Source organism: Croceicoccus ponticola (genome assembly GCF_004004515.1).
Taxonomy (GTDB): Bacteria; Pseudomonadota; Alphaproteobacteria; order Sphingomonadales; family Sphingomonadaceae; genus Croceicoccus; species Croceicoccus ponticola.
In genome coordinates, this window is record NZ_RXOL01000001.1 from 505,315 (window position 1) to 527,640 (window position 22,326).

Annotated in this window: 21 protein-coding genes; 7 read left to right on the forward strand and 14 right to left on the reverse strand. The window is 61.6% G+C overall.

The window, feature by feature from the left end:
• Window positions 1–11 precede the first annotated feature (11 nt).
• Window positions 12–2,774 (reverse strand): DNA gyrase subunit A, encoded by a 2,763-nt coding sequence (gene gyrA / locus EKN06_RS02455; protein WP_127611275.1) that lies wholly within the window; start codon window positions 2,772–2,774, stop codon window positions 12–14.
• Window positions 2,775–3,120: 346 nt separating this feature from the next.
• Between gyrA and EKN06_RS02460 the strand changes: the two genes are divergently transcribed.
• Complete coding sequence (locus EKN06_RS02460; protein WP_127611276.1) at window positions 3,121–4,356, forward strand: tetratricopeptide repeat protein; 1,236 nt, start codon at window positions 3,121–3,123, stop codon at window positions 4,354–4,356.
• A 74-nt stretch (window positions 4,357–4,430) separates the two neighbouring features.
• Here EKN06_RS02460 and EKN06_RS02465 read toward each other — a convergent pair whose 3' ends face one another.
• The 3 genes from EKN06_RS02465 to tyrS all read right to left on the reverse strand — a co-directional run bounded on the left by EKN06_RS02465 (window position 4,431) and on the right by tyrS (window position 6,891).
• Window positions 4,431–5,159, reverse strand: coding sequence for an NYN domain-containing protein (locus tag EKN06_RS02465; protein ID WP_127611277.1), 729 nt, complete (start codon window positions 5,157–5,159; stop codon window positions 4,431–4,433).
• Window positions 5,160–5,211: 52 nt separating this feature from the next.
• Window positions 5,212–5,553 (reverse strand): PilZ domain-containing protein, encoded by a 342-nt coding sequence (locus tag EKN06_RS02470; RefSeq protein WP_164843906.1) that lies wholly within the window; start codon window positions 5,551–5,553, stop codon window positions 5,212–5,214.
• A gap of 108 nt (window positions 5,554–5,661) precedes the next feature.
• Window positions 5,662–6,891, reverse strand: coding sequence for a tyrosine--tRNA ligase (gene tyrS / locus EKN06_RS02475; protein ID WP_127611279.1), 1,230 nt, complete (start codon window positions 6,889–6,891; stop codon window positions 5,662–5,664).
• Between the two features lie 104 nt (window positions 6,892–6,995).
• Here tyrS and EKN06_RS02480 point away from each other — a divergent pair, with 104 nt between their 5' ends.
• Together EKN06_RS02480 and EKN06_RS02485 are read left to right on the forward strand one after the other, a co-directional pair.
• Window positions 6,996–7,526, forward strand: a complete 531-nt coding sequence (locus EKN06_RS02480; protein ID WP_127611280.1) for a DOMON-like domain-containing protein — start codon at window positions 6,996–6,998, stop codon at window positions 7,524–7,526.
• Window positions 7,523–8,719, forward strand: a complete 1,197-nt coding sequence (locus EKN06_RS02485; protein ID WP_127611281.1) for an exo-beta-N-acetylmuramidase NamZ family protein — start codon at window positions 7,523–7,525, stop codon at window positions 8,717–8,719. The genes EKN06_RS02480 and EKN06_RS02485 overlap by 4 nt, the downstream gene beginning before the upstream one ends.
• On the opposite strand, the gene ygiD is transcribed toward EKN06_RS02485, so the two are convergent.
• The 9 genes from ygiD to EKN06_RS02530 form a co-directional block, all read right to left on the reverse strand.
• On the reverse strand, window positions 8,713–9,507 hold the full coding sequence (gene ygiD / locus EKN06_RS02490) for a 4,5-DOPA-extradiol-dioxygenase (RefSeq protein WP_127611282.1): 795 nt from the start codon (window positions 9,505–9,507) through the stop codon (window positions 8,713–8,715). The two genes, EKN06_RS02485 and ygiD, sit on opposite strands and share 7 nt — an antisense overlap.
• A gap of 55 nt (window positions 9,508–9,562) precedes the next feature.
• Window positions 9,563–10,744, reverse strand: coding sequence for a vWA domain-containing protein (locus EKN06_RS02495; protein WP_127611283.1), 1,182 nt, complete (start codon window positions 10,742–10,744; stop codon window positions 9,563–9,565).
• A gap of 4 nt (window positions 10,745–10,748) precedes the next feature.
• Complete coding sequence (locus tag EKN06_RS02500; protein ID WP_127611284.1) at window positions 10,749–11,183, reverse strand: GFA family protein; 435 nt, start codon at window positions 11,181–11,183, stop codon at window positions 10,749–10,751.
• Entirely contained in the window at window positions 11,180–12,031 is an 852-nt protein-coding gene (locus EKN06_RS02505) for an AAA family ATPase (protein ID WP_127611285.1), read from the reverse strand. Before EKN06_RS02505 ends, EKN06_RS02500 begins: the two co-directional genes overlap by 4 nt.
• Before the next feature lie 135 nt (window positions 12,032–12,166).
• Window positions 12,167–13,210: a sensor histidine kinase gene (locus EKN06_RS02510; RefSeq protein WP_127611286.1), complete on the reverse strand. Its 1,044-nt coding sequence runs from the start codon at window positions 13,208–13,210 to the stop codon at window positions 12,167–12,169.
• A 21-nt stretch (window positions 13,211–13,231) separates the two neighbouring features.
• The gene (locus tag EKN06_RS02515) at window positions 13,232–13,672 is read right to left on the reverse strand and encodes a response regulator (RefSeq protein WP_127611287.1); all 441 of its coding nucleotides are present in this window, start codon (window positions 13,670–13,672) and stop codon (window positions 13,232–13,234) included.
• Window positions 13,669–15,171 carry a sensor histidine kinase gene (locus EKN06_RS02520; protein WP_127611288.1) on the reverse strand — a complete coding sequence of 501 codons (1,503 nt, stop codon included), beginning with the start codon at window positions 15,169–15,171 and terminating at the stop codon, window positions 13,669–13,671. The genes EKN06_RS02515 and EKN06_RS02520 overlap by 4 nt, the downstream gene beginning before the upstream one ends.
• 3 nt (window positions 15,172–15,174) lie before the next feature.
• Complete coding sequence (gene parE / locus EKN06_RS02525; protein WP_127611289.1) at window positions 15,175–17,184, reverse strand: DNA topoisomerase IV subunit B; 2,010 nt, start codon at window positions 17,182–17,184, stop codon at window positions 15,175–15,177.
• A gap of 99 nt (window positions 17,185–17,283) precedes the next feature.
• Complete coding sequence (locus EKN06_RS02530; protein WP_127611290.1) at window positions 17,284–18,444, reverse strand: penicillin-binding protein activator; 1,161 nt, start codon at window positions 18,442–18,444, stop codon at window positions 17,284–17,286.
• Between the two features lie 40 nt (window positions 18,445–18,484).
• On the opposite strand from EKN06_RS02530, the gene rsmI reads away from it, so the two are divergent.
• The 4 genes from rsmI to EKN06_RS02550 are packed head-to-tail and all read left to right on the forward strand — an operon-like array spanning window position 18,485 to window position 21,412.
• Window positions 18,485–19,339 carry a 16S rRNA (cytidine(1402)-2'-O)-methyltransferase gene (gene rsmI / locus EKN06_RS02535; protein ID WP_127611291.1) on the forward strand — a complete coding sequence of 285 codons (855 nt, stop codon included), beginning with the start codon at window positions 18,485–18,487 and terminating at the stop codon, window positions 19,337–19,339.
• Window positions 19,336–19,701, forward strand: coding sequence for a YraN family protein (locus EKN06_RS02540; protein WP_127611292.1), 366 nt, complete (start codon window positions 19,336–19,338; stop codon window positions 19,699–19,701). Before rsmI ends, EKN06_RS02540 begins: the two co-directional genes overlap by 4 nt.
• Window positions 19,702–19,734: 33 nt before the next feature.
• A complete protein-coding gene (gene gshB / locus EKN06_RS02545) occupies window positions 19,735–20,733 on the forward strand; it encodes a glutathione synthase (RefSeq protein WP_276317263.1) in 999 nt (332 codons plus the stop codon).
• A 52-nt stretch (window positions 20,734–20,785) separates the two neighbouring features.
• Window positions 20,786–21,412, forward strand: a complete 627-nt coding sequence (locus EKN06_RS02550) for a DedA family protein (protein ID WP_127611294.1) — start codon at window positions 20,786–20,788, stop codon at window positions 21,410–21,412.
• Here the strand turns inward: EKN06_RS02550 and EKN06_RS02555 are convergent, their stop codons facing one another.
• Window positions 21,413–22,318, reverse strand: a complete 906-nt coding sequence (locus tag EKN06_RS02555; protein WP_127611949.1) for a tyrosine recombinase XerC — start codon at window positions 22,316–22,318, stop codon at window positions 21,413–21,415.
• Window positions 22,319–22,326: the final 8 nt, after the last annotated feature.

Consider the following 22,326-nt stretch of genomic DNA (forward strand, 5'->3'; position numbering starts at 1 on the left):
GGCGATCGGCATCAGTCGTCCGAGGGCGGCGGGTCGTCGCGGTCCATTGTGGTTTCGGGAGTGGTGTCGTCCGCGTGACGGCCGATCATCTCCTCGACGATAGCTTCTTCGGCTTCGTTCTCGGGCGATTCTTCTTCGTCGATCCGGGCAGCACCCACGACATGCTCGCCCTTGGCCACGTCGAACAGACGGACACCGGCGGAACCACGCCCGATGACCCTTAGCGAAGTCAGCGGCATGCGGATGAGCTTCGCCTGATCGGTGACGAGGATCAACTGCTCGCCCTTGTGCGCTGGGAAGCTGGCGACGACCGGACCGTTGCGTTCGATATTGTCGATGTTGGTGATGCCCTGCCCACCGCGCCCCGTGCGGCGATATTCGTATGCAGAGCTGATCTTGCCATAGCCGTTGGCGCAAATGGTGAGGATGAACTCTTCGTTCTCCTCCATCCGCGCCATGGTTTCGGCATCGAGCGTCGGCTCGTTCTCGTTGTCCTTCCACGGCGCAGACCGCAGATATTCATCACGTTCCTTGAGCTCTGCACCGTTGAGCACGGAAATCGAAATAACCTTGTCCTCGCCCTTCAGCGTCATGCCGCGCACGCCGGTAGAGGTGCGGGACTGGAATTCGCGCACGTCTTCTCCTGCAAAGCGGATTGCCTTGCCTTCGCGGCTGGCGAGCAGAACATCGTCCTGCGGCGAAAGCAGGCGGACGCCGACGAGATAATCGTCGCTGTCGTCATCGAACCGCATCGCGATCTTGCCGTTCGAGGGGATGTTGGTGAACGACCCCATCGAATTTCGGCGAACCGTGCCGTTGCCGGTTGCGAACATGACGTGCAGGTTGCCCCATTCCTCTTCGTTTTCGGGAAGGGGAAGCACGGTCTGGATCGTCTCGTCCTTGTCCAGCGGCAGCAGGTTGACCATCGGTCGCCCGCGCGTTGCCGGTCCGCCCTCGGGCAGTTTCCAGACCTTCATCCGGTAAACCTTGCCTGCGGTGGAGAAGAACAGGACGGGGTTGTGGGTGCTGGTAACGAATAGGTTGGTGACCGCGTCCTCTTCCTTCGTCGCCATACCGGCGCGGCCCTTGCCGCCGCGAGCCTGAGCGCGGAAAGTAGAAAGCGGGGTGCGCTTGATATAACCGTCGAGCGTGACCGTCACGACCATGTCGTCGCGTTCGATCAGGTCCTCGTCCTCGATCCCGTCCCACGCAGGCGCGATTTCGGAAACGCGCGGCGTGGCATAGGCATCGCGGACTTCGCGAAGTTCGTCGGTGATCACCTGGTACAGCTTCACCCGATCGCCAAGGATCGCGAGATAGCCGGTAATGTCGATGGAAAGCTTCTCCAGCTCCTCGCCAATTTCCTCGCGCCCCATGGCGGTCAGGCGATGGAGCCTCAGGTCGAGAATGGCGCGGACCTGCGTTTCCGAAAGAGTATAGGTCGGCGCCTCGTCAAGCTTGTCGTCATCCTCGATCGCTTCGACCAGCCGGATGTAAGGCGCGATATCGCCCATCGGCCATTCGCGCTTAAGCAGCGATTCGCGGGCGATGACGGGGCTGGCCGAACCGCGGATGATGCGAACGACTTCGTCGAGGTTCGACACGGCGATGACGAGGCCGAGCAAAATGTGCGCCCGTTCGCGCGCCTTGTTCAGTTCGAACTTGGTGCGACGGGTGATAACCGTTTCGCGGAAATGGATGAAGCTTTGGAGGATGTCGCGAAGGTTCAGCACTTCGGGACGACCGCCCCGGATCGCCAGCATGTTGGCCGGGAAGCTCGACTGCGCGGGCGTGTAGCGCCAGATCTGGTTGAGAACGACCTCGGGCGAAGCATCGCGCTTCAGGTCGATCACGACTCGCATACCTTCGCGGTTGGATTCGTCGCGGATGTCGGACACGCCTTCGATCCGCTTTTCCTTAGCGGCCTCGGCGATCTTTTCGACAAGGTTCGACTTGCCGACCTGGAAGGGGATCGAGGTAAGCACGATCGAACGGCGGTCGCCGCGCTTTTCCTCGATCTCGTGGCGGCATCGCTGCAGGATCGAACCGCGACCTTCACGATAGGCGTTGCGTGCGCCCGTCTGGCCAAGAATCAGCGGCGCCGTCGGGAAATCCGGGCCGGGAATGATTTCGAACAGTTCGTCGACGGTAATCGCCGGGTTTTCGATCATGGCCAGGCAGCCATCGATCACTTCGCCCAAGTTGTGCGGCGGGATATTGGTCGCCATGCCGACCGCGATGCCGCCCGCGCCATTGACCAGCAGGTTCGGGAAACGCGCCGGAAGCACGGTGGGCTCGCGACGCGATCCATCGTAGTTGTCGGCAAAATCGACAGTATCCTTGTCGAGATCGTCGAGCAGCGAATTGGCGACCTTGGCCAGACGCGCTTCGGTGTAACGCATCGAGGCCGGCGGATCGGGGTCCATCGATCCGAAGTTGCCCTGACCGTCGATGAGCGGAAGGCGCATCGACCAGTCCTGCGTCATCCGCGCCAGCGCATCGTAGATCGAGCTGTCGCCGTGCGGATGGTAGTTGCCCATCGTATCGCCGACGATCTTCGCGCTCTTGCGATAAGGGCGCCCGGCGACGAAGCCGCCTTCCTGGCTGGCATAGAGAATGCGGCGATGAACAGGCTTCAAGCCATCGCGCACGTCGGGCAGCGCGCGGCTTACGATGACGCTCATCGCATAGTCGAGATAGCTAGACTTCATCTCGTCGACGATGTCGATCGGCTGAATGTCGGAGCCACCGGGAAGGGGGGCGGTGTCGGTCATGTCGTTCACGTGATGGCGGCTCTTGCTGCTCGGTCTATTGATTGTCGAAAACCACTAGGGGAGGGGGGGTGAAATAGCCAGCGGACCCGCCTGCGAGCGCCCGAAAATCCGCGCTTTTTCCACAATTGGCGGGTTGGTCGCGGCCCGACGCGGATGTGGGGCGCATTGTCGCCTTATTCAATGCGCATTCACTTGTGGCCCACTATTCAGGATGCAAGAGCCGCGTGCCTGCTGTCGGTTGCCTTGATTGGCAAATATCGGCATGTGCGTTTGCGGAATTGGGATTTTTGGCGAGGGAGCATTCCGGGATGGGTGCCTTTCGCCAGGATGGCTTTGAGGAGTTGATATGAAGCGTTCGTTTTCGCGTGCCGCCATGGTTGTGGCGCTTTCGCTCGGTTCGGTCGGCATGGTCGGTCTTGCCGCCACGCCTGCGCTTGCCGCCAAGAAGAAGAGCGGCGGGGGTGAATATTCCGCCGAATTCATCAAGGTTTATCAGCCGCTTTCCGAAAAGGCTGCCGCTGATCCGGCTTCTGCAAAGGCGGAAGTTCCGGCGCTTGCCGCCTTGCTTTCGTCGGCCGACGAAAAGCTCGCTGGCGGTCAGGTGATCTACAACATCGGAACCAAGACCACCGACGCCGCGATGCAGTATCAGGGCATCAAACTGATGATCGACAGCGCCAAGGTGCCTGCCGAGCAGCAGGGCAACGTTTATCTCGCCGCGGGCCAGCTTGCCTATAACCTCAAGGATTATCCGGGCGCGCGCGGCTATCTTCAACAGGCCGCAACGCTGTTGCCGAACGACCCCCAGATTCCGGTGGTTCTCACCGAAACCTACGTTCAGGAAAAGAATTTCGCACAGGCACTGTCGATGCTGGAGCAAGGCATCAAGGTTCGCGCCGCCGCCGGTCAGCCGGCCAGCGATGCCGACGCTTTCCGCGGTCTCGCTATCGCGGCCAACAATGGTCTGAACGATCAGGCGGCGCTGTGGGCGGTTCGCGTACTGGAAAGCAAGCCGCGCGCGGAATACCGGACCGAGGCGTTCAAGGTTCTGTCTGCCCTGTCGCGTTTCGGCAAGGAAGAGGAACTCGATCTTCTGCGCCTGATGTATCGCGCCGATGCGCTCAGCATGCCGCAGCAGTATTCGGCCTATCTCCAGGCAGCCGACGCCCGTCGCCGCCCGGCAGAGGTCAAGGCGCTGGTTGAAAAGGGCATCGCTGCCGGCGTGCTCAAGTCCAGTAACAGCCTTGCTTCGGACGAACTGACCTTGGCCAAATCGCGTTACGACACTGTGCTCAAGGAACTGACTGCCGACTCCAAAGCTTCGCTTGACGCTTCTGCGGCGATGGCGGTTGGCGACACGTTCCTCGGTTACGGCAAGGGCGCCGATGCCGAAGCGATGTATCGCAAGGCACTGGCAGGCAATGTCGCCGACAAGGATCGCGCGCTGACGGGGCTTGGCATCGCGCTTGCCGATCAGGGCAAGTTCGACGAAGCCAAGGCAACGTTCTCGCAGGTTTCGGGTCCGACCCGCTCGCAACTGGCGCGCCTGTGGATCGCTTATGTTAATGACAAGGTCGGCTGACCCTGACGCTAAACCGACGATAAGTTGGTGACGATGAATTTGGGCGGCTCCTGACGGGGCCGCCCTTTTTCGTGTCAGCGCAGGCGGCGCACGAAAGGCTGGTCGTTGCGCATCACGACCTCGAACTGGGTCAATTCGCGGAACAGTTCGATCAGCCGCTCGAAGCCGTAGTTTCGCACGTCGAAGCTCGACCTGTTACCCGCAATTTGCCCGATCTCGTTGAGGGGGGCAAAGCCATCCTCGTCGCGGCGCGCAGCTTTCCACGCCTTGCCCAGCAGTTCGATCAGGTCTGCGTCGATCTGGGCCGGGGCGCTGGACGCCTTTTCGGCGGGCGTTGCATCGGGCGCGTCGGCCTTGCTCTGCTTGATCAGGGCATCGATATCGATGAAACGGGTGCAAGCGGCCTTGAACGCGTCGGGCGTCTTGGCGCTGCCGAAGCCATAGACGGTAAGTCCGTCCTGACGCAGGCGCGTGACCAGCGGCGTAAAATCGCTGTCGCTGCTCATGATGCCGAAGCCGTCGACCTTGCCTTGGTAAAGCAGGTCGATCGCGTCGATCGTCATCGCCATGTCAGTGGCGTTCTTGCCCTTGGTTAGGTCGAATTGTTGTTGGGGCCGGATGCCATACCGGTTTGAGATAGTGCTCCAGTTCGCAAGGTTGCGCTTGGCCCAGTTGCCATAGGCTCGGCGGATATTCACCTGCCCCAATTCGGCTAGCACGGTGAGCACTGGATCGATCCCCGTGGGGGTAGTGTTATCCGCGTCGATCAACAGCGCGATGTTTTTCAAAAGTAAATCAGACATGGCCGATGATGTGCGGTGTGCGCCCGTGGATTACAAGGCAGTGCACGCCCGGTTACCTGCGCAGGCGGGGCCTGGGCTTGGCGCGGGGTTGCATGTGGTTGACCATCGCGACGAATGCGTCTGGGCGTAAGATGCGTTCGAACTGGAATCCGGCGCGGTCGTCGGCGACCCAGATCACGTGCGCTTCGATGCGGCCGATATCAGGCAGGCGGATGATGACGCGTTCACCACGGCCCACGACCACTTCACCGTCGACCATAAACCCGTTGGCCGAAATGTTCGTGATTCGAAGATGGATGTCGCCCAACCGCCGATGTTCGGCAAGGACGGGAAAATCGACCGGATGACGAGCGGCCTGGCGGAGGTCCGTCACCGAAAGTTGCGCACCGCCCATCACTATCTCGTTTCCTCCTGACCGATAGGCAGAAGGTAACCGCCAATGGCGAATAAATAGTAAATGCAGATGCCGGGATCATTTGAAAATCCGACATTTACCCATTCGCTAGCCGCGCAGGATGGCGTGCTTTTTCTTGCCGAGGCTGAGCCGCGCGTTCGAACCCGGAGCTAGCGAGATCACCTGCGCTGCGTCGCCGATCGGCGCATCGTCCAGCTTGACCGCGCCCTCTGCGATCTTGCGCTTGGCCTCTCCGTTCGAACTTGTGAAGCCCAGTGCGGTGAGGGCGGCGCCGACCGCCATCCCATCGGACGGAAGGTCGAGCGTCGGAAGGTCTGCGCCAAGCCCGCTGCCCGCGAACGTCTCGCGCGCGGTAGCCTCTGCCGCCGCCGCCGCATCCGCGCCGCGCACCAGCGCCGTCACTTCGTTGGCGAGCCGCACCTTGGCATCGTTGATAGCCGCGCCTTCAAGCGATTCGAGGCTGACGATTTCTTCGAGAGGCACATCGGTGAAAAGGCGTAGGAAGCGGCCTACGTCGGCATCGTCGCAATTGCGCCAGTATTGCCAGAAATCGTAATGCGGCAGCAGGTCTTCGTTCAGCCAGACGGCCCCAGCGGCGGTCTTGCCCATTTTCGCGCCGCTTGCCGTGGTCAGCAACGGTGTGGTCACGCCGAACAGTTCGGTCCCGTCCATGCGGCGGCCAAGCTCGATCCCGTTAACAATATTGCCCCACTGATCCGATCCGCCCATCTGCAGGCGACAGCCGTAATTCAGCGCCAGGGTGCGGAAATCATAGGCCTGAAGGATCATGTAGTTGAACTCGAGGAAGGTCAGCGGCTGTTCTCGATCAAGCCGCAGCTTTACGGAATCGAAGGTCAGCATCCGGTTGATCGTGAAGTGTGGGCCGACATCGCGCAGCAAGTCGATGTACGAAAGCTGCGACAGCCAATCGTCGTTGTTGATCATAACTGCGTCGGTCGGGCCGTCGCCGAATGTCAGCATCCGTTCGAAGACCGTGCGAATCGAAGCGATGTTGTCGTCGATCGCCTCGGACGTAAGCATCCGACGGCTTTCGTCCTTGCCCGAAGGATCGCCGACTTTCGTCGTGCCGCCGCCCATCACCACGATCGGTTTGTGCCCAGCCTGCTGCAATCGGCGCAGGAGCATGATCTGCACAAGGCCCCCGACATGGAGCGACGGCGCGGTAGCGTCGAAACCGATATAGCCCGGCACGACTTGCTGACCGGCGAGCTTGTCGAGTCCGGCGGCATCGGTCAGCTGGTGAATGTAGCCGCGTTCGTCGAAAAGGCGGAGCAGGGCAGATGTGTATTTGGTCATGGCGCGGCGCGCGTAGCACGGGCACGGCTCGAGGCAAAGGCTCTGCACAAGTTGCGGGCGATAGCCGATTGCGCGACGCAGAGCAGGGACGCTAGATACCCGACATGGTTCCACTGATCCCCCATCCGTCGCACCCGCCGCTGGCGGTTCGTGCGGTCGAAGCCGAAGTCATTTTCCCCAAGCCCGGTTTGGCGATGGCCCGTTATCGGATCGACGGGATCGCCGAGCTTGTCGTGCCGGAATTTTCCGGACGGGGCCGACAGGACGAATTGTGGCAGACGACCTGCTTCGAACTGTTCGCGAAAAACGATGACGGCACCTATCGCGAGTTTAATTTCGCAACCTCTGGCCGTTGGGCGATCTACGACTTCGACGGCTATCGCGCCGGGATGCGGGACTTCGATCCGACGGCAATACCCGAAATCGTGGCGCAGTCTGGCGATCGCTTGCTGACGGTGAACGTGACCCTGAGCGCGCAGGACCTGGCGGGCTTTACCATGGCCGGTTTCAGTGTCGTGCTCGAAGAACAGGGCGGGCAAAAGTCGTTCTGGGCGCTCGCCCACACAGGCGAAAAACCCGATTTCCACAATGCCGCTTGCTTCACGGCGCGGCTTGAAGCACCAGCGCCGCCATGAAATTCGGTATCGATCGCCTCCTTGACGACGCAACCCTGCGCGCGCGCCTTGATGGCCGCCGCGTCGCGCTGGTCGCCCATCCCGCTTCAGTCACCCGGGACCTGACCCACTCGCTCGACGCATTGATCGCGGCAGGGGTCAACGTTACGTCCGCCTTTGGCCCGCAGCACGGGTTGAAAGGCGACAAGCAGGACAACATGGTCGAGACGGCGGATGAAACCGATCCCGTCTTCGGCATCCCCGTATTCAGCCTTTATGGGCAGGTGCGCCGGCCAACGGCAGCGATGATGGACACCGCGGACGTGTTCCTGTTCGACCTGCAGGATCTCGGCTGCCGCATCTACACCTTCGTCACCACGCTGCTTTACCTGTTGGAAGAAGCGGCGAAGAGCGGCAAGGAAGTGTGGGTGCTCGATCGCCCGAACCCCGCCGGGCGCCCGGTCGAAGGTACGCTGTTGCTGCCGGGGCAGGAAAGCTTTGTCGGGGCGGGGCCGATGGTCATGCGCCACGGGCTGACGCTGGGGGAAATGGGACAATGGTTCGTGCGCCGCTTCAATCTCGACGTCGCATACCGGGTGGTCGAGATGGAGGGCTGGCAGCCTGAGGGACCGGGATTTGGCTGGCCCGAAAGCCGGATCTGGATCAATCCCAGTCCCAATGCGGCAAACGTCAACATGGCGCGCGCCTATGCGGGCACCGTAATGATCGAAGGCGCAACCTTGAGCGAGGGCCGCGGCACGACCCGACCGTTGGAAGTCCTGTTCGGAGCGCCCGACATCGACGCAAAGGCTGTGCTGGCCGAAATGCAGGCGTTCGCCCCCGATTGGCTTGCCGGCTGCGCCATACGCGAATGCTGGTTCGAACCGACGTTCCACAAACATGCTGGCAAGTTGTGCAATGGGCTGATGGTCCATGCCGAAAGCGGGTTCTACGACCACCATGCGTTCCGCCCGTGGCGTCTTCAGGCGCTGGCGTTCAAGGCGATCCGCAGGCTCTACCCTGAATACCCGATCTGGCGGGACTTCCCCTACGAATACGAATTCGACCGTCTTGCCATCGACGTCATCAACGGCGGCCCTGCCTTGCGCGAATGGGTTGACGATGCGGCCAGCACGGCTGCCGATCTCGAAACGATCGCATCGGCGGACGAGGCGAAGTGGCGAAACGAAATCGCCCCGCTGCTGCTTTACTGAAGCCCCGCGACCATTGAGGCATCGCCCCACAGGACCGATGTCATCGTCAGCGCGCCGTCCATAGTGTCGTTAAACAGGGCGACCTCGTCATCCTGATGGCGCGTGCCCAGCGGATAAAGCAGCGGCACATAATGCTCCCCGCTGTTGACGGCGGCCTGGGCCGCGTGGTCTTCTGGGGTAAATGCGGTAAGGTCAGCGTCCCGACGGTTCAGCAGGGCGTTATTTGTGCGGGCGCGGAAATCCTCGGCCCAATCGGGCCGTGTTCCGGCAGTTGCGCGCCATAGCGCAAGGTTGTGGACCACGTTTCCGCTGCCCACGATCAACACGTTTTCGTCGCGCAACGGCGCAAGGCGTTCTCCGATCTGCCGGTGCCCTTCGCCATCCAGCGTCATGTCCACGCTCATCGCGACGACCGGGATGTCGGCGTCGGGAAACATCGGAAGCAGTGTTCCCCATACTCCGTGGTCGAAGCCATGATCGAGATCCGGCACCGCCGTCGCGCCGATCAGGGCGGCTACCCGTTCAGCCAGTTCGGGCGCACCCGGCGCGGGATAGCGCATGTCGAACAGCGCCTGCGGAAATCCGCGGAAATCATGAATGATCGGCGGAGCCGTACCCGATGTCAGCCTTGTCTCGCCGCGAGTTTCCCAATGCGCGGTCACGACGAGGATCGCGTCGGGGCGTGTCAGTCGATGGCCCAATTCCTCCATCGCGCGGCGTTCGGGGTTTTCGGTGATCATCGTCATCGGCGATCCATGTCCGATGAACAGGGCAGGTTGTCTGGTCATGATCAAAAGATAGGCGAAAACATGCCGCCGCCAAGAAGGTACAACGGTGTGCCCGTCAGCCGTGTTTACGGCTCAATTCACGCATAGCGTCGTCCAGCCCGTCGAGCGTCAGCGGATACATCCTGTCGTTCATCAACTGTCGGACCATCTTGCTCGATTGAGTATAATCCCAGATCCGCTGTGGTTCGGGATTGAGCCAGACGCAGGCGGGATAGGTGTGCGTCACGCGTTCGAGCCAGACGTGGCCGGCTTCTTCGTTCATATGTTCGACGCTGCCGCCGGGGTGGCTGATTTCATAGGGGCTCATCGCCGCATCGCCGACGAAAACGATCTTGTAATCGTGCCCGTATTTATGGAGCACGTCCCATGTGTTCGTCCGCTCTGCCCAACGGCGGCGGTTATCCTTCCACACGCCTTCGTAAAGGCAATTGTGGAAATAGAAGAACTCCAGGTTCTTGAACTCGGAATGCGCGGCGCTGAACAGTTCTTCGCAAAGCTTGATGTGCGGATCCATCGATCCGCCGACGTCGAGAAACAGCAGCAGCTTCACCGCATTGCGCTTTTCGGCGCGCATATGAATGTCCAGAAAGCCCTGCCGCGCGGTGCCGCTGATCGTGGCATCTAGATCGAGCTCGTCAGCCGCCCCCTCTCGCGCAAACCGGCGCAGGCGACGCAGCGCCATCTTGATGTTGCGGGTGCCCAGTTCCTTGGTGTTGTCGAGGTTGGCGAACTCGCGCTTTTCCCAGACCTTGATGGCGCGCTTGTGCCGGCTTTCTCCGCCGATCCGCACACCTTCGGGATTGTAGCCGCCGTTGCCGAACGGGCTGGTGCCACCCGAGCCGATCCACTTGCTGCCGCCCTGATGCCGCCCCTGCTGTTCGTCGAGCCGCTCCTTCAGCGTCTTCATGATCTCGTCCCAGTCGCCCAGCGACTTGATCTTTTCCATCTCCTCGGGGCTGAGAAACTTCTCGGCCACCGCCTTCAGCCAGTCTTCGGGAATGTCGACCGCGTCCTGGCCATAGTCGGTCAGAACGCCCTTGAAGACTTTGTGGAACACCTGGTCGAAACGGTCGAGCAAACCCTCGTCTTTCACAAAGGTCGCGCGCGAAAGGTAATAGAACGCTTCGGGCGTCTGCTCGATAACCTCGCGCTCGAGCGCCTCGAGCAGCACGAGATGCTCTTTCAGGCTGGCGGGGATTCCCGCCGCGCGCAATTCGTCGAGGAAGTTGAGGAGCATGACGTCAGGCTGTCGGCGGGGCGTTAGGCGCGGGAGGCTGGCCCGGCCAGCTTTCCAACGCAGGATCGATCACTGCCCAATCGGGCGCCTCATCGGTCCAGATCGCCATTTGCGGACGCAGGCCGTGCGGCTGATCCAGCATGCCGAACCGCATGGTCAAAAGGTGGGGGCGGGCCGAGCTCTGGCCATAGACTTGCGTCCCGCAAGCGGGGCAGAAATGAAACGAAAGCGTATTTCCGCTTGCCGCAGTCCAAGTAGAATGGGCGAGGGCACCCCCGACCGTCACGGCGGCGACATTGAAAATGGCATTGTTGGTCGGCCCGCCGGCGGCCAGCGACTGGCACTGGCGGCACCAGCATTGCCGCGTGGCGATCGGCTCCGCATCGGCGCGGACTTGCACCGCGCCGCACGCGCATCGACCAAGATAGGGCGCGCTCACCGCCCCTGCCTTCGCGCCATGAATGCGAGCCGTTCGAACATCATCACGTCCTGCTCGTTCTTGAGCAGGGCACCATGCAAAGGCGGGATCGCCTTCGTCGGATCGCGGTCCTGCAACACCTCCAGCGGCATGTCCTCGACCAGCAGCAGCTTCAGCCAGTCGAGCAATTCGCTCGTGCTCGGCTTCTTCTTCAGCCCCGGCACGTCGCGCAGTTCGTAAAACATCTCCATCGCCTTCGACACCAGCGCCTTCTGGATGCCGGGAAAGTGGACTTCGATGATCGCGCGCATCGTGTCGGCGTCGGGGAACTTGATGTAGTGAAAGAAACAGCGGCGCAGGAATGCGTCCGGCAATTCCTTTTCGTTGTTTGAGGTGATGACGACGATCGGTCTTTCCTTGGCGATGATCCGCTCGCCGGTTTCGTAAACGTCGAAACTCATGCGATCGAGTTCCTGCAGCAAGTCGTTCGGAAACTCGATGTCGGCCTTGTCGATCTCGTCGATTAACAGCACGGGCAGTTCGGGCGCGGTGAACGCCTCCCACAACTTGCCCTTGCGGATATAGTTGGAAATGTCGTGCACGCGCGCGTCGCCAAGCTGCCCGTCGCGAAGGCGGGCGACCGCGTCGTATTCGTAAAGACCCTGCTGCGCCTTGGTCGTCGATTTGACGTTCCATTCGATCAGCGGTGCGCCGACAGCGCTTGCGATTTCGTGCGCAAGGACCGTCTTACCGGTCCCGGGTTCACCCTTGACCAGAAGTGGGCGGCGCAGGGTCACGGCGGCATTGACCGCGACCTTCAGGTCATCGGTGGCGACATAGTTGCTGGTACCTTCGAAACGTGTCGTCATGATCGTGCGGGTTTCCCGTTTGGCAATGGCGGCGACGCTATATTGTGCGCCGCAGCAGGGCAAGGCGGTTACGGACCTGAATGATTGGCATCGCGAGCCGCAGAGTCATCTGCTCGCGACGATCGCGGATCGGCATCACGCAGTCGGGGGAGGAACGTCCAACGCAAGGCGGCTACCGATGTCGCATGGACTTTGCACAAGCTCGGTACTGAGACCGGCGGCCATCGCCTTCACGATCCGCATGCCAAGACCGCTACCGGTGGCCGCCTGATCCAACGTGAAGCCCTGACCGTTGTCGGTCACCTGCAGATTGAAGCCGCCGTTGCCGGTATCGCGGAGTGTTACGTTGATCTCTCCCGACGCGCCCGCGACAAAGGCGTACTTCATTGCGTTACTGACCAGTTCGGCGACGATGACGCCAATCGAAACCGCATGATCGGGCTTGATCTCGACCGGATCGGCGTCAAGCCGCAAGACGACGTTCTGCCTGTCGGTCGTCACGCTCGACCTGAGCTCATCGATCAGGCTGGCGAGATAATCGTCGAGTTCCACGACGTTGGTGCTGGGCGATGTGTACAGACGCCGATGGACTTGCGCGACCGCCTGAATGCGGAAATTCGTTTCCGCCAGCGCAGCGGAAGTGGCGGGATCGTCCGATGCGCGTGCCTGCATCGACACGAACGTGGACACGATCGCGAGGCTGTTGGCGATCCGGTGGTGGATTTCACCAAGAATGAGTTCGAGCCGTTCGTTCGCCGCGCGCAATTCAAGCTCGGCCAATGCCTTGGCTCGGGTCAGGGCGACTTTTTCCAACGCCTGCGTGAAGCTGCCGGCGAGCAGGTCGAAAAAGTCGTTGCCTATCGTCTTGACCACAAAGTCCGATGCACCGGATTTCAAGGCGGCGACGGCGATGCGGGTTTCATCGGTTCCCGTGACGAACACGGCAGGCGGCGCATTGTCCATCGCGACGATGTCGGCCAGCAGTGACAGCCCATCGCGTCCGGGCATTTCGTGATCGATGGCGACCAGCGCGATCTCTTCGTTATTCAGGATTTCGAGCGCGGCATCGGCGCTTTCGGCGGGCACGACATCGAAGCCGCGCCGTTCGAGGGCGCGTTGAACCAGACGCCGCAATGCGGCATCGTCGTCGACATAAAGGATGCGGCTGTTACCCGGCAACCCGCGAACCCCTCTGCCGCCTCAGACGCCGGCGTGCGGGATCTGGATGACCGACAGGAACAGGCCCAGTTGTCGGATCGCGTCGGCGAAGCTTTCATAATTCACCGGCTTGGTCACATAGACGTTGCAGCCCAGGTCGTAGCAGCGCTGGATTTCCACCTTGTCGTCGGTGGTGGTCAGTACGACAACCGGCGTGCTGCGCAGGCGATCGTCGCTTTTGACCTTTTCGAGGATCGAAGTGCCGCTCATGTCGGGAAGATTCAAATCGAGCAGGATCAGCGCCGGACCGTTGTGCGCAGGGCCGGCTGGATCGTTGAACAGATAATCCAGCGCCGTCGTTCCATCCAGGAAGTGACGGATATCGTTGGATATACTGGCGCGGCGAATGTTCTTCTCGATCAGTCGGGCATGACCTTCGTCATCCTCGATCATCACGATGTTCACGTGGTTCTGTGCGTTCATGCTTGATCATCCACCGGGCGAAATCTGGTCGGGAGTGAAAGTCGGAAAGTTGCGCCCCGGTCAAGTTCGGATTCGACCGTGACATTTCCGCCTAGACGATGAGCAAGGGCGCGGACATTTGCCAGCCCGATGCCTTCGCCCGGCTTATCCTGTTTGCCTGAACGGCGGAACAGGTCGAAGACGCGTTCGTGATCGTTCGGCGCGATGCCGCGACCGTTGTCGATCACGTCAAAATGAACTTGCCCGAACGAGCGGCCTCCCTCGATGCGGATTTCGCCCTTGCGGTCCGGGCTGAGGTATTTGATCGCGTTTTCCAAAAGGTTGGACATGATCTGTTCGACCGCCATGCGATCACTTTCTACCTCCGGCAATTCGCCGATTAGGATTGTTGCATCTTCTTCCTGCGCACGCTGGTAAAGCGTATCGGCGACATTGCCGGTAAGCTGTCGCATATCCAGGTTTTCCGGCGTCAGGACGCGGCGTCCCTGGCGTGACAGGTCAAGGATCGAATTGATCAACCGGTCCATCTTTTCGGTCGAAGTGCGGATGAAGCCGAGCGCTTCGGGCAGATCCTCCTCCACCGCATAGGCAAGATCCTTGGTCGCAAGTTCGGGGTGGCTCTCGCGAAGATTGTCGAGATGCTTCTGGATGACGGCGCGAGCCGCATCCATTTCCGATGTGAAGCCGAGTACGTTGACGAGCGGTGAACGCAGATCGTGGCTGACGATATAGGCGAAGCGCTGGATTTCGGCATTGGCGCGGCGCAAGTCCGTGGTGCGTTCGGCCACCGCACCCTCCAGCCCCTCGTTCGCGACGCGAAGTTCCGCTTCGGCATCTGCGATTGCGCGGTTGTGACGCACCATGACCACGACGACAGTAGCCATCACCGCAACCAACAGCAGCAGCGCGATCCCGCCCACGGCGTAGAATCGCTTGAGCGAGTCGAGCTGACTTCGGTTGCGCAGGGACAGGCGGTCTTTTTCCACATTCAGCATTTCAAGTGCCAAAGTGCGGATCTTGCGGGTCAGCTGCACGCCGGGATCGAGATCGAAATTCTCGGCAGCGGCGTCCGAAAGGCGTTCCGGGGGCAATGCCAACAATCGATCGACGATCGCCTGGCGTTCATCGACCATCTGACTAAGCCGTGCGAAGCGTTCCTGCTGATCTGGAAAACCCTGAACCATCGGTGCGGCACGATCAACTTCGATCTGCAAGGCGTCGGTAGCGATGCGGGTAATAGCACCGAACGACCGGTCGCCATTGATAAGATATCCGCGACGTCCCGTTTCGGTCTGTTCGTTCAGCGTGGAAATGCGGCTGATCGTGGCCTGCGTCTGCAATGTCGCCTCGACCGCGTCGGTGTCCTCGGTAATCGACCCCAGCGTAACCGCAGCCGCTACGATCGCGACGATGAGCAGGATAATGCCCGTGGCCAGCAAAGCCACAACCATGCGGTCACCCCGGCCACGAACCGTATCCTTGAGCAGCGTCACTGGCATGGTTCAGGCGTCGATCAGTCCGCGATCCAGTTCGCCCGCGCGGTTCTGGATAAAGTTGAAACGGTGCTCGGGGTTGCGACCCATGAGCTCATCGACCAGCCGGCCGACACTGGCGCGCTGTTCGAATTCGGTCGGCAGGGTAATGCGGATCAGGCTTCGGCTGATCGGGCTCATCGTCGTTTCGCGGAGCTGTTGCGGGTTCATCTCGCCAAGACCCTTGAAGCGGGACACCTCGACCTTCTTGCCCTTGAAGACCGTTGCCTCAAGCTCGGTGCGGTGCACGTCGTCGCGGGCGTAGCGGCTCTCTTTCCCGGCGGTCAGGCGATAGAGCGGGGGCTGGGCGAGGAACAAGTGCCCGCGACGGACGATTTCGGGCATTTCGCGAAAGAAGAACGTCATCAGCAAGGTCGCGATATGCGCGCCATCGACATCGGCGTCGGTCATGATGATGACGCGGTCGTAACGCAGGTTTTCCGGGTCGCAATCCTTGCGCATCCCGCATCCCAGCGCGAGCGCAAGGTCCGCGATTTCAAGATTGGCGCGGATCTTGTCGTTGCTGGCGCTGGCGACGTTCAGGATCTTGCCGCGGATCGGAAGGATCGCCTGCGTCTTGCGGTCGCGCGCCTGCTTGGCGCTGCCGCCGGCGCTGTCGCCTTCGACGATGAACAGTTCGGTCTCGCCGCTGCCTTCGCCCGAACAGTCGGTCAACTTGCCTGGCAGGCGCAGCTTCTTCGCGTTTGTCGCGGTCTTGCGCTTGACCTCGCGCTCCTGCTTGCGGCGCAGGCGATCATCCATCCGTTCCATCACCGCGCCCAGCAACGCCTTGCCGCGTTCCATATTGTCGGTGAGAAAGTGGTCGAAGTGATCGCGCACCGCGTTTTCGACCAGCCTTGCAGCCTCGGGACTGGTTAGTCGGTCTTTCGTCTGGCTCTGGAACTGGGGGTCGCGGATGAAGAGCGAGAGCATGACCTCGCTGCCGGTTACCACGTCGTCTGGCGTGATGTCCTTGGCCTTCTTCTGGTTCATCAGTTCGGCAAATGAGCGCAACCCCTTGGTCAGCGCGGCGCGCAAACCCTGTTCGTGGGCGCCGCCATCAGGTGTCGGGATCGTATTGCAATACCACGAATAGGCACCGTCCGACCACAATGGCCAGGCGATCGCCCATTCGACTCGGCCCATTTGTTCACCCTGTTCGTTGGCCGCGAAATCCTGCGAGCCTGAAAAGAATTCGGTCGTCACGCATTCGCGGTCGCCGATCTGTTCGCGCAAGTGGTCGGCAAGGCCGCCGGGAAACTGGAACACGGCCTCTGTCGGCACGTCGTCGCTGGTCAGAGCGGCGGCGCATTTCCAGCGGATTTCGACTCCCGCGAACAAGTATGCCTTCGATCGGGCGAGCCGGAACAGGCGGGCGGGCTTGAATTTCTGGGCACCAAAGATTTCAGGATCGGGCGTGAACGTGACGGTCGTGCCGCGCCGGTTGGGGGCCGCGCCCACCCGTTCGAGCGGCGTGACCGGGAGGCCGCGCGAAAACGTCTGCGCGTAAAGCTCCTTGTTGCGGGCAACCTCGATCCGCGTTTCGATCGACAAGGCATTGACCACCGACACGCCGACACCGTGAAGGCCTCCGCTGGTGGCATAAGCCTTGCCCGAAAACTTGCCGCCGGAATGCAGCGTGGTCAGGATCACCTCGAGCGCAGACTTGCCAGGATATTTGGGATGTTCGTCGACCGGAATGCCGCGACCGTTGTCGCTGACCGTGATCGTGCCCGCCGTGCCGTCCGGACCGACGTCGACCGTTACCTCGATCCGGTTGGCATGCCCTGCCACCGCTTCGTCCATCGCGTTGTCGATGACTTCGGCGGCAAGGTGGTGCAGCGCCCGTTCGTCGGTGCCGCCGATATACATGCCGGGGCGACGGCGAACGGGTTCGAGCCCCTCCAGCACTTCGATGGCGGAGCCGTCGTAAGCCTCACCAGAGGTGGCGGGCGCATTCTCGAACAGGTCATCAGACATAATGAGAACACTTGGTCCCGGCGCGGCCTTTGGGCAAGCGCGCCGGGGGAGTTATCGCCAGTGCCGTCCAGCAAGGACGATGCAGTGAACCGCAGCCGATCAGAACTTGGCCGGCGCAGGAGCGAGGACCTTCACCCCAGTCGAAGTGACTTCGCGCACTTCGAAAGCACGCTCCACCACGCCTTTGTCGAATCGGAACGCCCCATCGAGGCCGATGAAACCGCCGGCATCGGCCAGCGGCGTAGTCGGAAAGCGATCGCCCACGCGCCAGTCGCGCGCGATCTTGATGGTCAGCAGGACCGCATCGTAGCCCAGCGTCGAGATGCGATAGGGTGAAGCGCCGAACCGGGTCTTGTAACTATCCGAATAACGTTTGAACCGACCGTCGCTCAGGGCAGAAAACCATGCCCCGCGCAGCGATGCGGACTGCGCGATCTGTTCGTCGCCGCTCCACAATTCGGTGCCGATGATCTTCGCCGCCTTTTCGGCATCGCGGATCAGCGGGCCGGCGCGAACGGCCATGCGCGAACCGTCGGCAATCACGATGGCCTGATAGTCGCCCTTGGCCGCCAGCCGCTTGATCGCGTTAGCCAGCGAAGTCGCATCGCGATCGTAACTTTCGATCGCCATGACCCGGATGCCGGTTTCGCGCGCGGTGTCCATGATAGCTTCGGATGCGCTGCGCCCGTATTCGCCACTGGGCACCAATGCGCCGAACGTCTTCAGGCCTTGCGACGACGCATAGCGCAGCGACCGTTCGAGCGACTGAGCCGGAACCTGTCCCATGACATAGACGCCGTCGCCAGCGACCGTCGCGTCGTTTGAGAAACTGATCATCGGGACACGTGCAGGACCCGCTACAGCCTTCACCGCCGCGACGTCGTCTGACAGCAACGGCCCCAGGATCAGTCGGTTGCCGTCGGCAATCGCCCGCTGAGCGGCGCTTTTGGCATTGGTGGCGCTGTCATATGTCGTGATGCGGATGTTCGCGGTGTTGGTATCGAGCAGCGCCATTGTCGTGGCGTTGGCAAGGCTTTGCCCCACGCCAGCATTCGCGCCCGACAGCGGAACGAGCAGGGCGATGCGATGACGCGATTCGTCCTGATCGGGCAACTGGCCCGCTCTGGGCTGTTCCGGCGGTGGCGGCGGAGCCTCGCTTTTCGGTACCACTCCGGCGCAACCTGCCAGCAAAAGTGCCAGAAGGCCGACGGTGCCGGCGCGCATCGTGCCCCTTCGCGTGAAGGACCCGTGCGTGTTCATGCTTGCTTCTCCCTGAAATTCCCGTGCATTGGCATCGAATATGTCCGCTGCAAAAGAAAACTCGGTGACTGAATCCAGCCTGTACCCGGGCCTGTATATTGTCGCTACACCAATTGGCAATCTCGGGGATTTGAGCGCGCGCGCGCTGGCGGTGCTCAAAGCGTGCGTCGCGGTGGCTTGCGAAGACACGCGTGTAACCGGCAAACTGCTGCATCACGCCGGTATCAAGCAGCGCCTGATCCGATACGATGACCATGCCGACGGGTCCGTCCGCGAACGCTTGCTGGCGATGGCAACGCAAGAAGCGGTGGCGCTGGTGTCCGACGCCGGCACGCCACTGATATCCGATCCCGGATACAAGCTGGTTCGAGAAGCGCGCGAACGCGGCATCGCCGTGGTCAGCGTGCCGGGGCCAAGCGCGCTGATCGTCGCGCTGACGCTGTCGGGATTGCCCACTGACCGTTTCCTGTTTGGCGGATTTTTGCCGGTAAAGGACAAGGCGCGCCGTGACGTGCTGGGCGAACTGGGTGCAGTTCGTGCGACGTTGGTCTTTTATGAAACTTCGCCGCGTCTACTCGACGCGCTGGCGGCGATAGAGGCGGTTCTGCCGGGGCGCGAAGTGGCCGTGGCGCGTGAATTGACCAAGAAATTCGAGGAGTGCCGGTCCGGTTCGGTCGCGGAACTGACGGACCATTATACATCGCACCCGCCCAAGGGAGAGATCGTGCTGATTATCGCCCCCCCCGGAGAGGCGAGCACCGACGATCTCGATATCGACGCGCTGTTGCAGGCCGAACTGGCCGATCACAAGCCGTCGCAGGCGGCGGCTCGTCTGGCCAGGGAATACGGGCTGGATCGCAAGGTGCTCTATGCCCGCGCGCTGGAACTCAAATGACCGAACCGGCGCCAAGCCGCGTTCGCGCCGAACGGCAGGGTCGCAAGGGCGAGGCCGCGGCCGCGATGTACCTTCGCGCCAAAGGCTGGCGCGTCCTTGCCGAACGGGTCCGCAATCCTGCGGGAGAGATCGACCTGATCGCCCGGCGCGGAACGATGGTCATCTTCGTCGAGGTCAAATGGCGCGCTAGGGCGCAGGAACTGGATCTTGCCATCGACGCGCGCCGGCTCGCGCGGGTCTGCGCCGCGGCAGAAGCGGAGGCGCACAAGTACCTTCGCGACGGTGACGACATGCGGATCGACGTGCTGCTCCTTGCGCCGGGGCGGCTGCCGCGCCATCTGGCCAATGCCGGCCAATTCTAGGCCGACCGAATCTGCAGAATCGAGGATATGTCCGTGACCACTCCCTTGCGCGTCGCCATCCAGATGGACCCGATGGAATCGATCAAGATCGCCGGGGACTCCAGTTTCGCGCTGATGATATCGGCGCAGGGCAGGGGGCATGCGCTGTTCCACTACGACGTGCGCACGCTGGCATGGAAATCGGACGGCAAGGGCGGGGGCCGCGTCACCGCATGGGCCGCGCCGGTAACCGTCCGCGCGATCGAAGGCGATCATTTCGAACTCGGCGAACATCGCACCATCGACCTTGGCAGCGATGTAGATGTCGTCCTGATGCGACAGGACCCTCCCTTCGACCTCGGCTATCTGACGGGCACTTGGCTGCTTGAACGCATCCGGGGCGAAACTCTGGTGGTGAATGACCCTGTTGCCGTCCGCAATGCGCCTGAAAAGGTCTATGTCCTCGATTTCGCGCGTTTCATGCCTCCGACGCTGATCACCCGGCGGATCGAGGATGTGCGCGAATTCATGGCCGAACATGCCGCCGATCACCCCGGCGGCGTGGTGATAAAGCCGCTGCACGGCAATGCCGGCAAGGCGGTGTTCCACATCGGCCCCGATGGCGCGAATTTGTCTGCGCTGGTCGAAATGTTCCTGCAAACTTGGCCCGAACCCTTCATGGTCCAGCCATTCCTTCCCGAAGTGGCGCTGGGCGACAAGCGCATCGTGCTGGTCGACGGCGTCGTTGCTGGCGCGATCAACCGCAAACCGGGAGAGGGCGAATTTCGGTCGAACTTGGCGCAAGGCGGCTTTGCCGAAGCGAGTCAGCTGACTGAGGCTGAGGAGGAAATCTGCGCCGCGATGGGTCCGCAGCTCAAGGAACTGGGCCTCGTATTCGTCGGCATCGACGTGATCGGCGGCAAGTGGCTCACCGAAATCAACGTGACCAGCCCGACCGGTATCGTGTCGATCGACCGGTTTAACGGCACCGATACGTCCGCCATGATCTGGGAGGCGATCGAAACGCGCATCGCGGCGGGACGGTCCGAATAACGAACAAGCTGGGCTGACGGACCTTTCTGGCGGTCCGTCCGTTCCCAACCCCATGCAAGATTTCATCATCCAGCTGATCGAGGGCGGCGGCTACATCGGCATCGCCTTGCTGATGGCGCTGGAAAATATTTTCCCGCCCATCCCCAGCGAAGTCATCATGGGTGTTGCCGGCGTGGCCGTTCACGCCGGTCGCATGGCATTCTGGCCAGTGTTGTTCTGGGGCACCCTCGGCTCCACCGTCGGCAACTACTTATGGTTTCTGGCCGGCAAGAAGATGGGTTACGAACGCTTGCGTCCCTTTGTCGATCGCCATGGCCGATGGCTGACGCTTGACTGGTGCGATATCGAACGCAGCTCGCGGTTTTTTCGCAAGCATGGGCAATGGGTCGTGTTTTTCCTGCGCTTTTCGCCACTGATGCGAACTATCATATCCTTGCCAGCAGGCCTTGCCCGCATGGGAACATCGCGGTTCCTGATCTTCACGTTCATGGGTTCGTCGCTTTGGAACGCGGCTCTTATCGGCAGCGCTTCGCTTTTGGCTAACTGGTTCGGCAATTTCGAACAGGTGTTGAGCTATATCGTGCTGGGCATGATTCTGGTTGGCGCCGCATGGTATGCCTACCGTGTGATCACGTGGACCCCGCGCCAGGTGCAATCGGTCGAAGAACCCGCTGAATAGTCAGTCGGTTTCGCGCGGGTGGGCATTTCGATAGACGTCCAGCAGCGTTGCGGCGTCTACTTTCGTATAAATCTGCGTCGAGCCGAGACTGGCGTGGCCCAGCAACTCCTGCAAACTGCGCAAATCCGCTCCTGCCGCCAGCAAATGCGTCGCGAACGAATGGCGCAAGGCGTGCGGCGTTGCGGTTGGCGGAAGGCCGAGCGATTGTCGCGCGCGCGCCACGGCTCTTTGCACGATGCCCTGCGCCAATCTACCTCCGCGCGCGCCGCGAAACAGCGGCTGGTTGGGGTCGAGCGTGAAGGGCGTTGCGGCGACGTAGGCATCGACGGCCGCGCTGACGATGGGCAGGACCGGCACGGCGCGCTGCTTGCCGCCCTTGCCGGTCACGGTGATCGTCTCGCCCAGCGGTGCCGCGTCGCCATTCAACGACAGCGCCTCGGCAATTCGCAGGCCGGATCCATAGAGCAGAAGGAGCACCGCGCGATCGCGTGCGCCAATCCAAGGCTGACTGGCTTCGTCGTCCACCATCCCGGTCAGGTTAACGACCTCGTCCGGCGTGACGGCTCTGGGTATGCCTTTCTTGACTCTGGGTCCGCGCATGCGTGGTGCCGATTGTCCTGACTTTCCAGACTTCTCACGACTGTACTTCAGGAACGACTTGATGGCGGAAAGCTCTCGTGCAGCCGAATTGTTCGTTAGTCCGTCAGCTCGCCGCGACGCGAGATAGCGCCGCAAGACCTGCTGCTCAGCCTCGGCCAGCGCATTCCACGTCGGTTCCATGCCGTCGAAACGCAACAACCTTTCCGCCGTTGCGACATAGGCTCGAACGGTATGCGGCGAACGACGCAAATTATGGGTGAGATGCCCGTGCCAGTCGGACAGGATCGCTTCTGCGCGAAAATCCATGTCGACGG

Coding starts and splice junctions, on each gene's coding strand:
- EKN06_RS02550 (WP_127611294.1), top strand. CDS start 20,786: ATGCAAGATTTCATCATCCAGCTGATCGAGGGCGGCGGCTACATCGGC.
- ygiD (WP_127611282.1), bottom strand. CDS start 9,507: ATGACCAGACAACCTGCCCTGTTCATCGGACATGGATCGCCGATGACG.
- EKN06_RS02465 (WP_127611277.1), bottom strand. CDS start 5,159: ATGTCTGATTTACTTTTGAAAAACATCGCGCTGTTGATCGACGCGGAT.
- EKN06_RS02520 (WP_127611288.1), bottom strand. CDS start 15,171: ATGCCAGTGACGCTGCTCAAGGATACGGTTCGTGGCCGGGGTGACCGC.
- EKN06_RS02555 (WP_127611949.1), bottom strand. CDS start 22,318: ATGGATTTTCGCGCAGAAGCGATCCTGTCCGACTGGCACGGGCATCTC.
- EKN06_RS02540 (WP_127611292.1), top strand. CDS start 19,336: ATGACCGAACCGGCGCCAAGCCGCGTTCGCGCCGAACGGCAGGGTCGC.
- EKN06_RS02460 (WP_127611276.1), top strand. CDS start 3,121: ATGAAGCGTTCGTTTTCGCGTGCCGCCATGGTTGTGGCGCTTTCGCTC.
- EKN06_RS02470 (WP_164843906.1), bottom strand. CDS start 5,553: ATGGGCGGTGCGCAACTTTCGGTGACGGACCTCCGCCAGGCCGCTCGT.
- parE (WP_127611289.1), bottom strand. CDS start 17,184: ATGTCTGATGACCTGTTCGAGAATGCGCCCGCCACCTCTGGTGAGGCT.
- gyrA (WP_127611275.1), bottom strand. CDS start 2,774: ATGACCGACACCGCCCCCCTTCCCGGTGGCTCCGACATTCAGCCGATC.
- EKN06_RS02495 (WP_127611283.1), bottom strand. CDS start 10,744: ATGCTCCTCAACTTCCTCGACGAATTGCGCGCGGCGGGAATCCCCGCC.
- EKN06_RS02485 (WP_127611281.1), top strand. CDS start 7,523: ATGAAATTCGGTATCGATCGCCTCCTTGACGACGCAACCCTGCGCGCG.
- EKN06_RS02505 (WP_127611285.1), bottom strand. CDS start 12,031: ATGACGACACGTTTCGAAGGTACCAGCAACTATGTCGCCACCGATGAC.
- EKN06_RS02515 (WP_127611287.1), bottom strand. CDS start 13,672: ATGAACGCACAGAACCACGTGAACATCGTGATGATCGAGGATGACGAA.
- EKN06_RS02530 (WP_127611290.1), bottom strand. CDS start 18,444: ATGAACACGCACGGGTCCTTCACGCGAAGGGGCACGATGCGCGCCGGC.
- tyrS (WP_127611279.1), bottom strand. CDS start 6,891: ATGACCAAATACACATCTGCCCTGCTCCGCCTTTTCGACGAACGCGGC.
- EKN06_RS02480 (WP_127611280.1), top strand. CDS start 6,996: ATGGTTCCACTGATCCCCCATCCGTCGCACCCGCCGCTGGCGGTTCGT.
- rsmI (WP_127611291.1), top strand. CDS start 18,485: ATGTCCGCTGCAAAAGAAAACTCGGTGACTGAATCCAGCCTGTACCCG.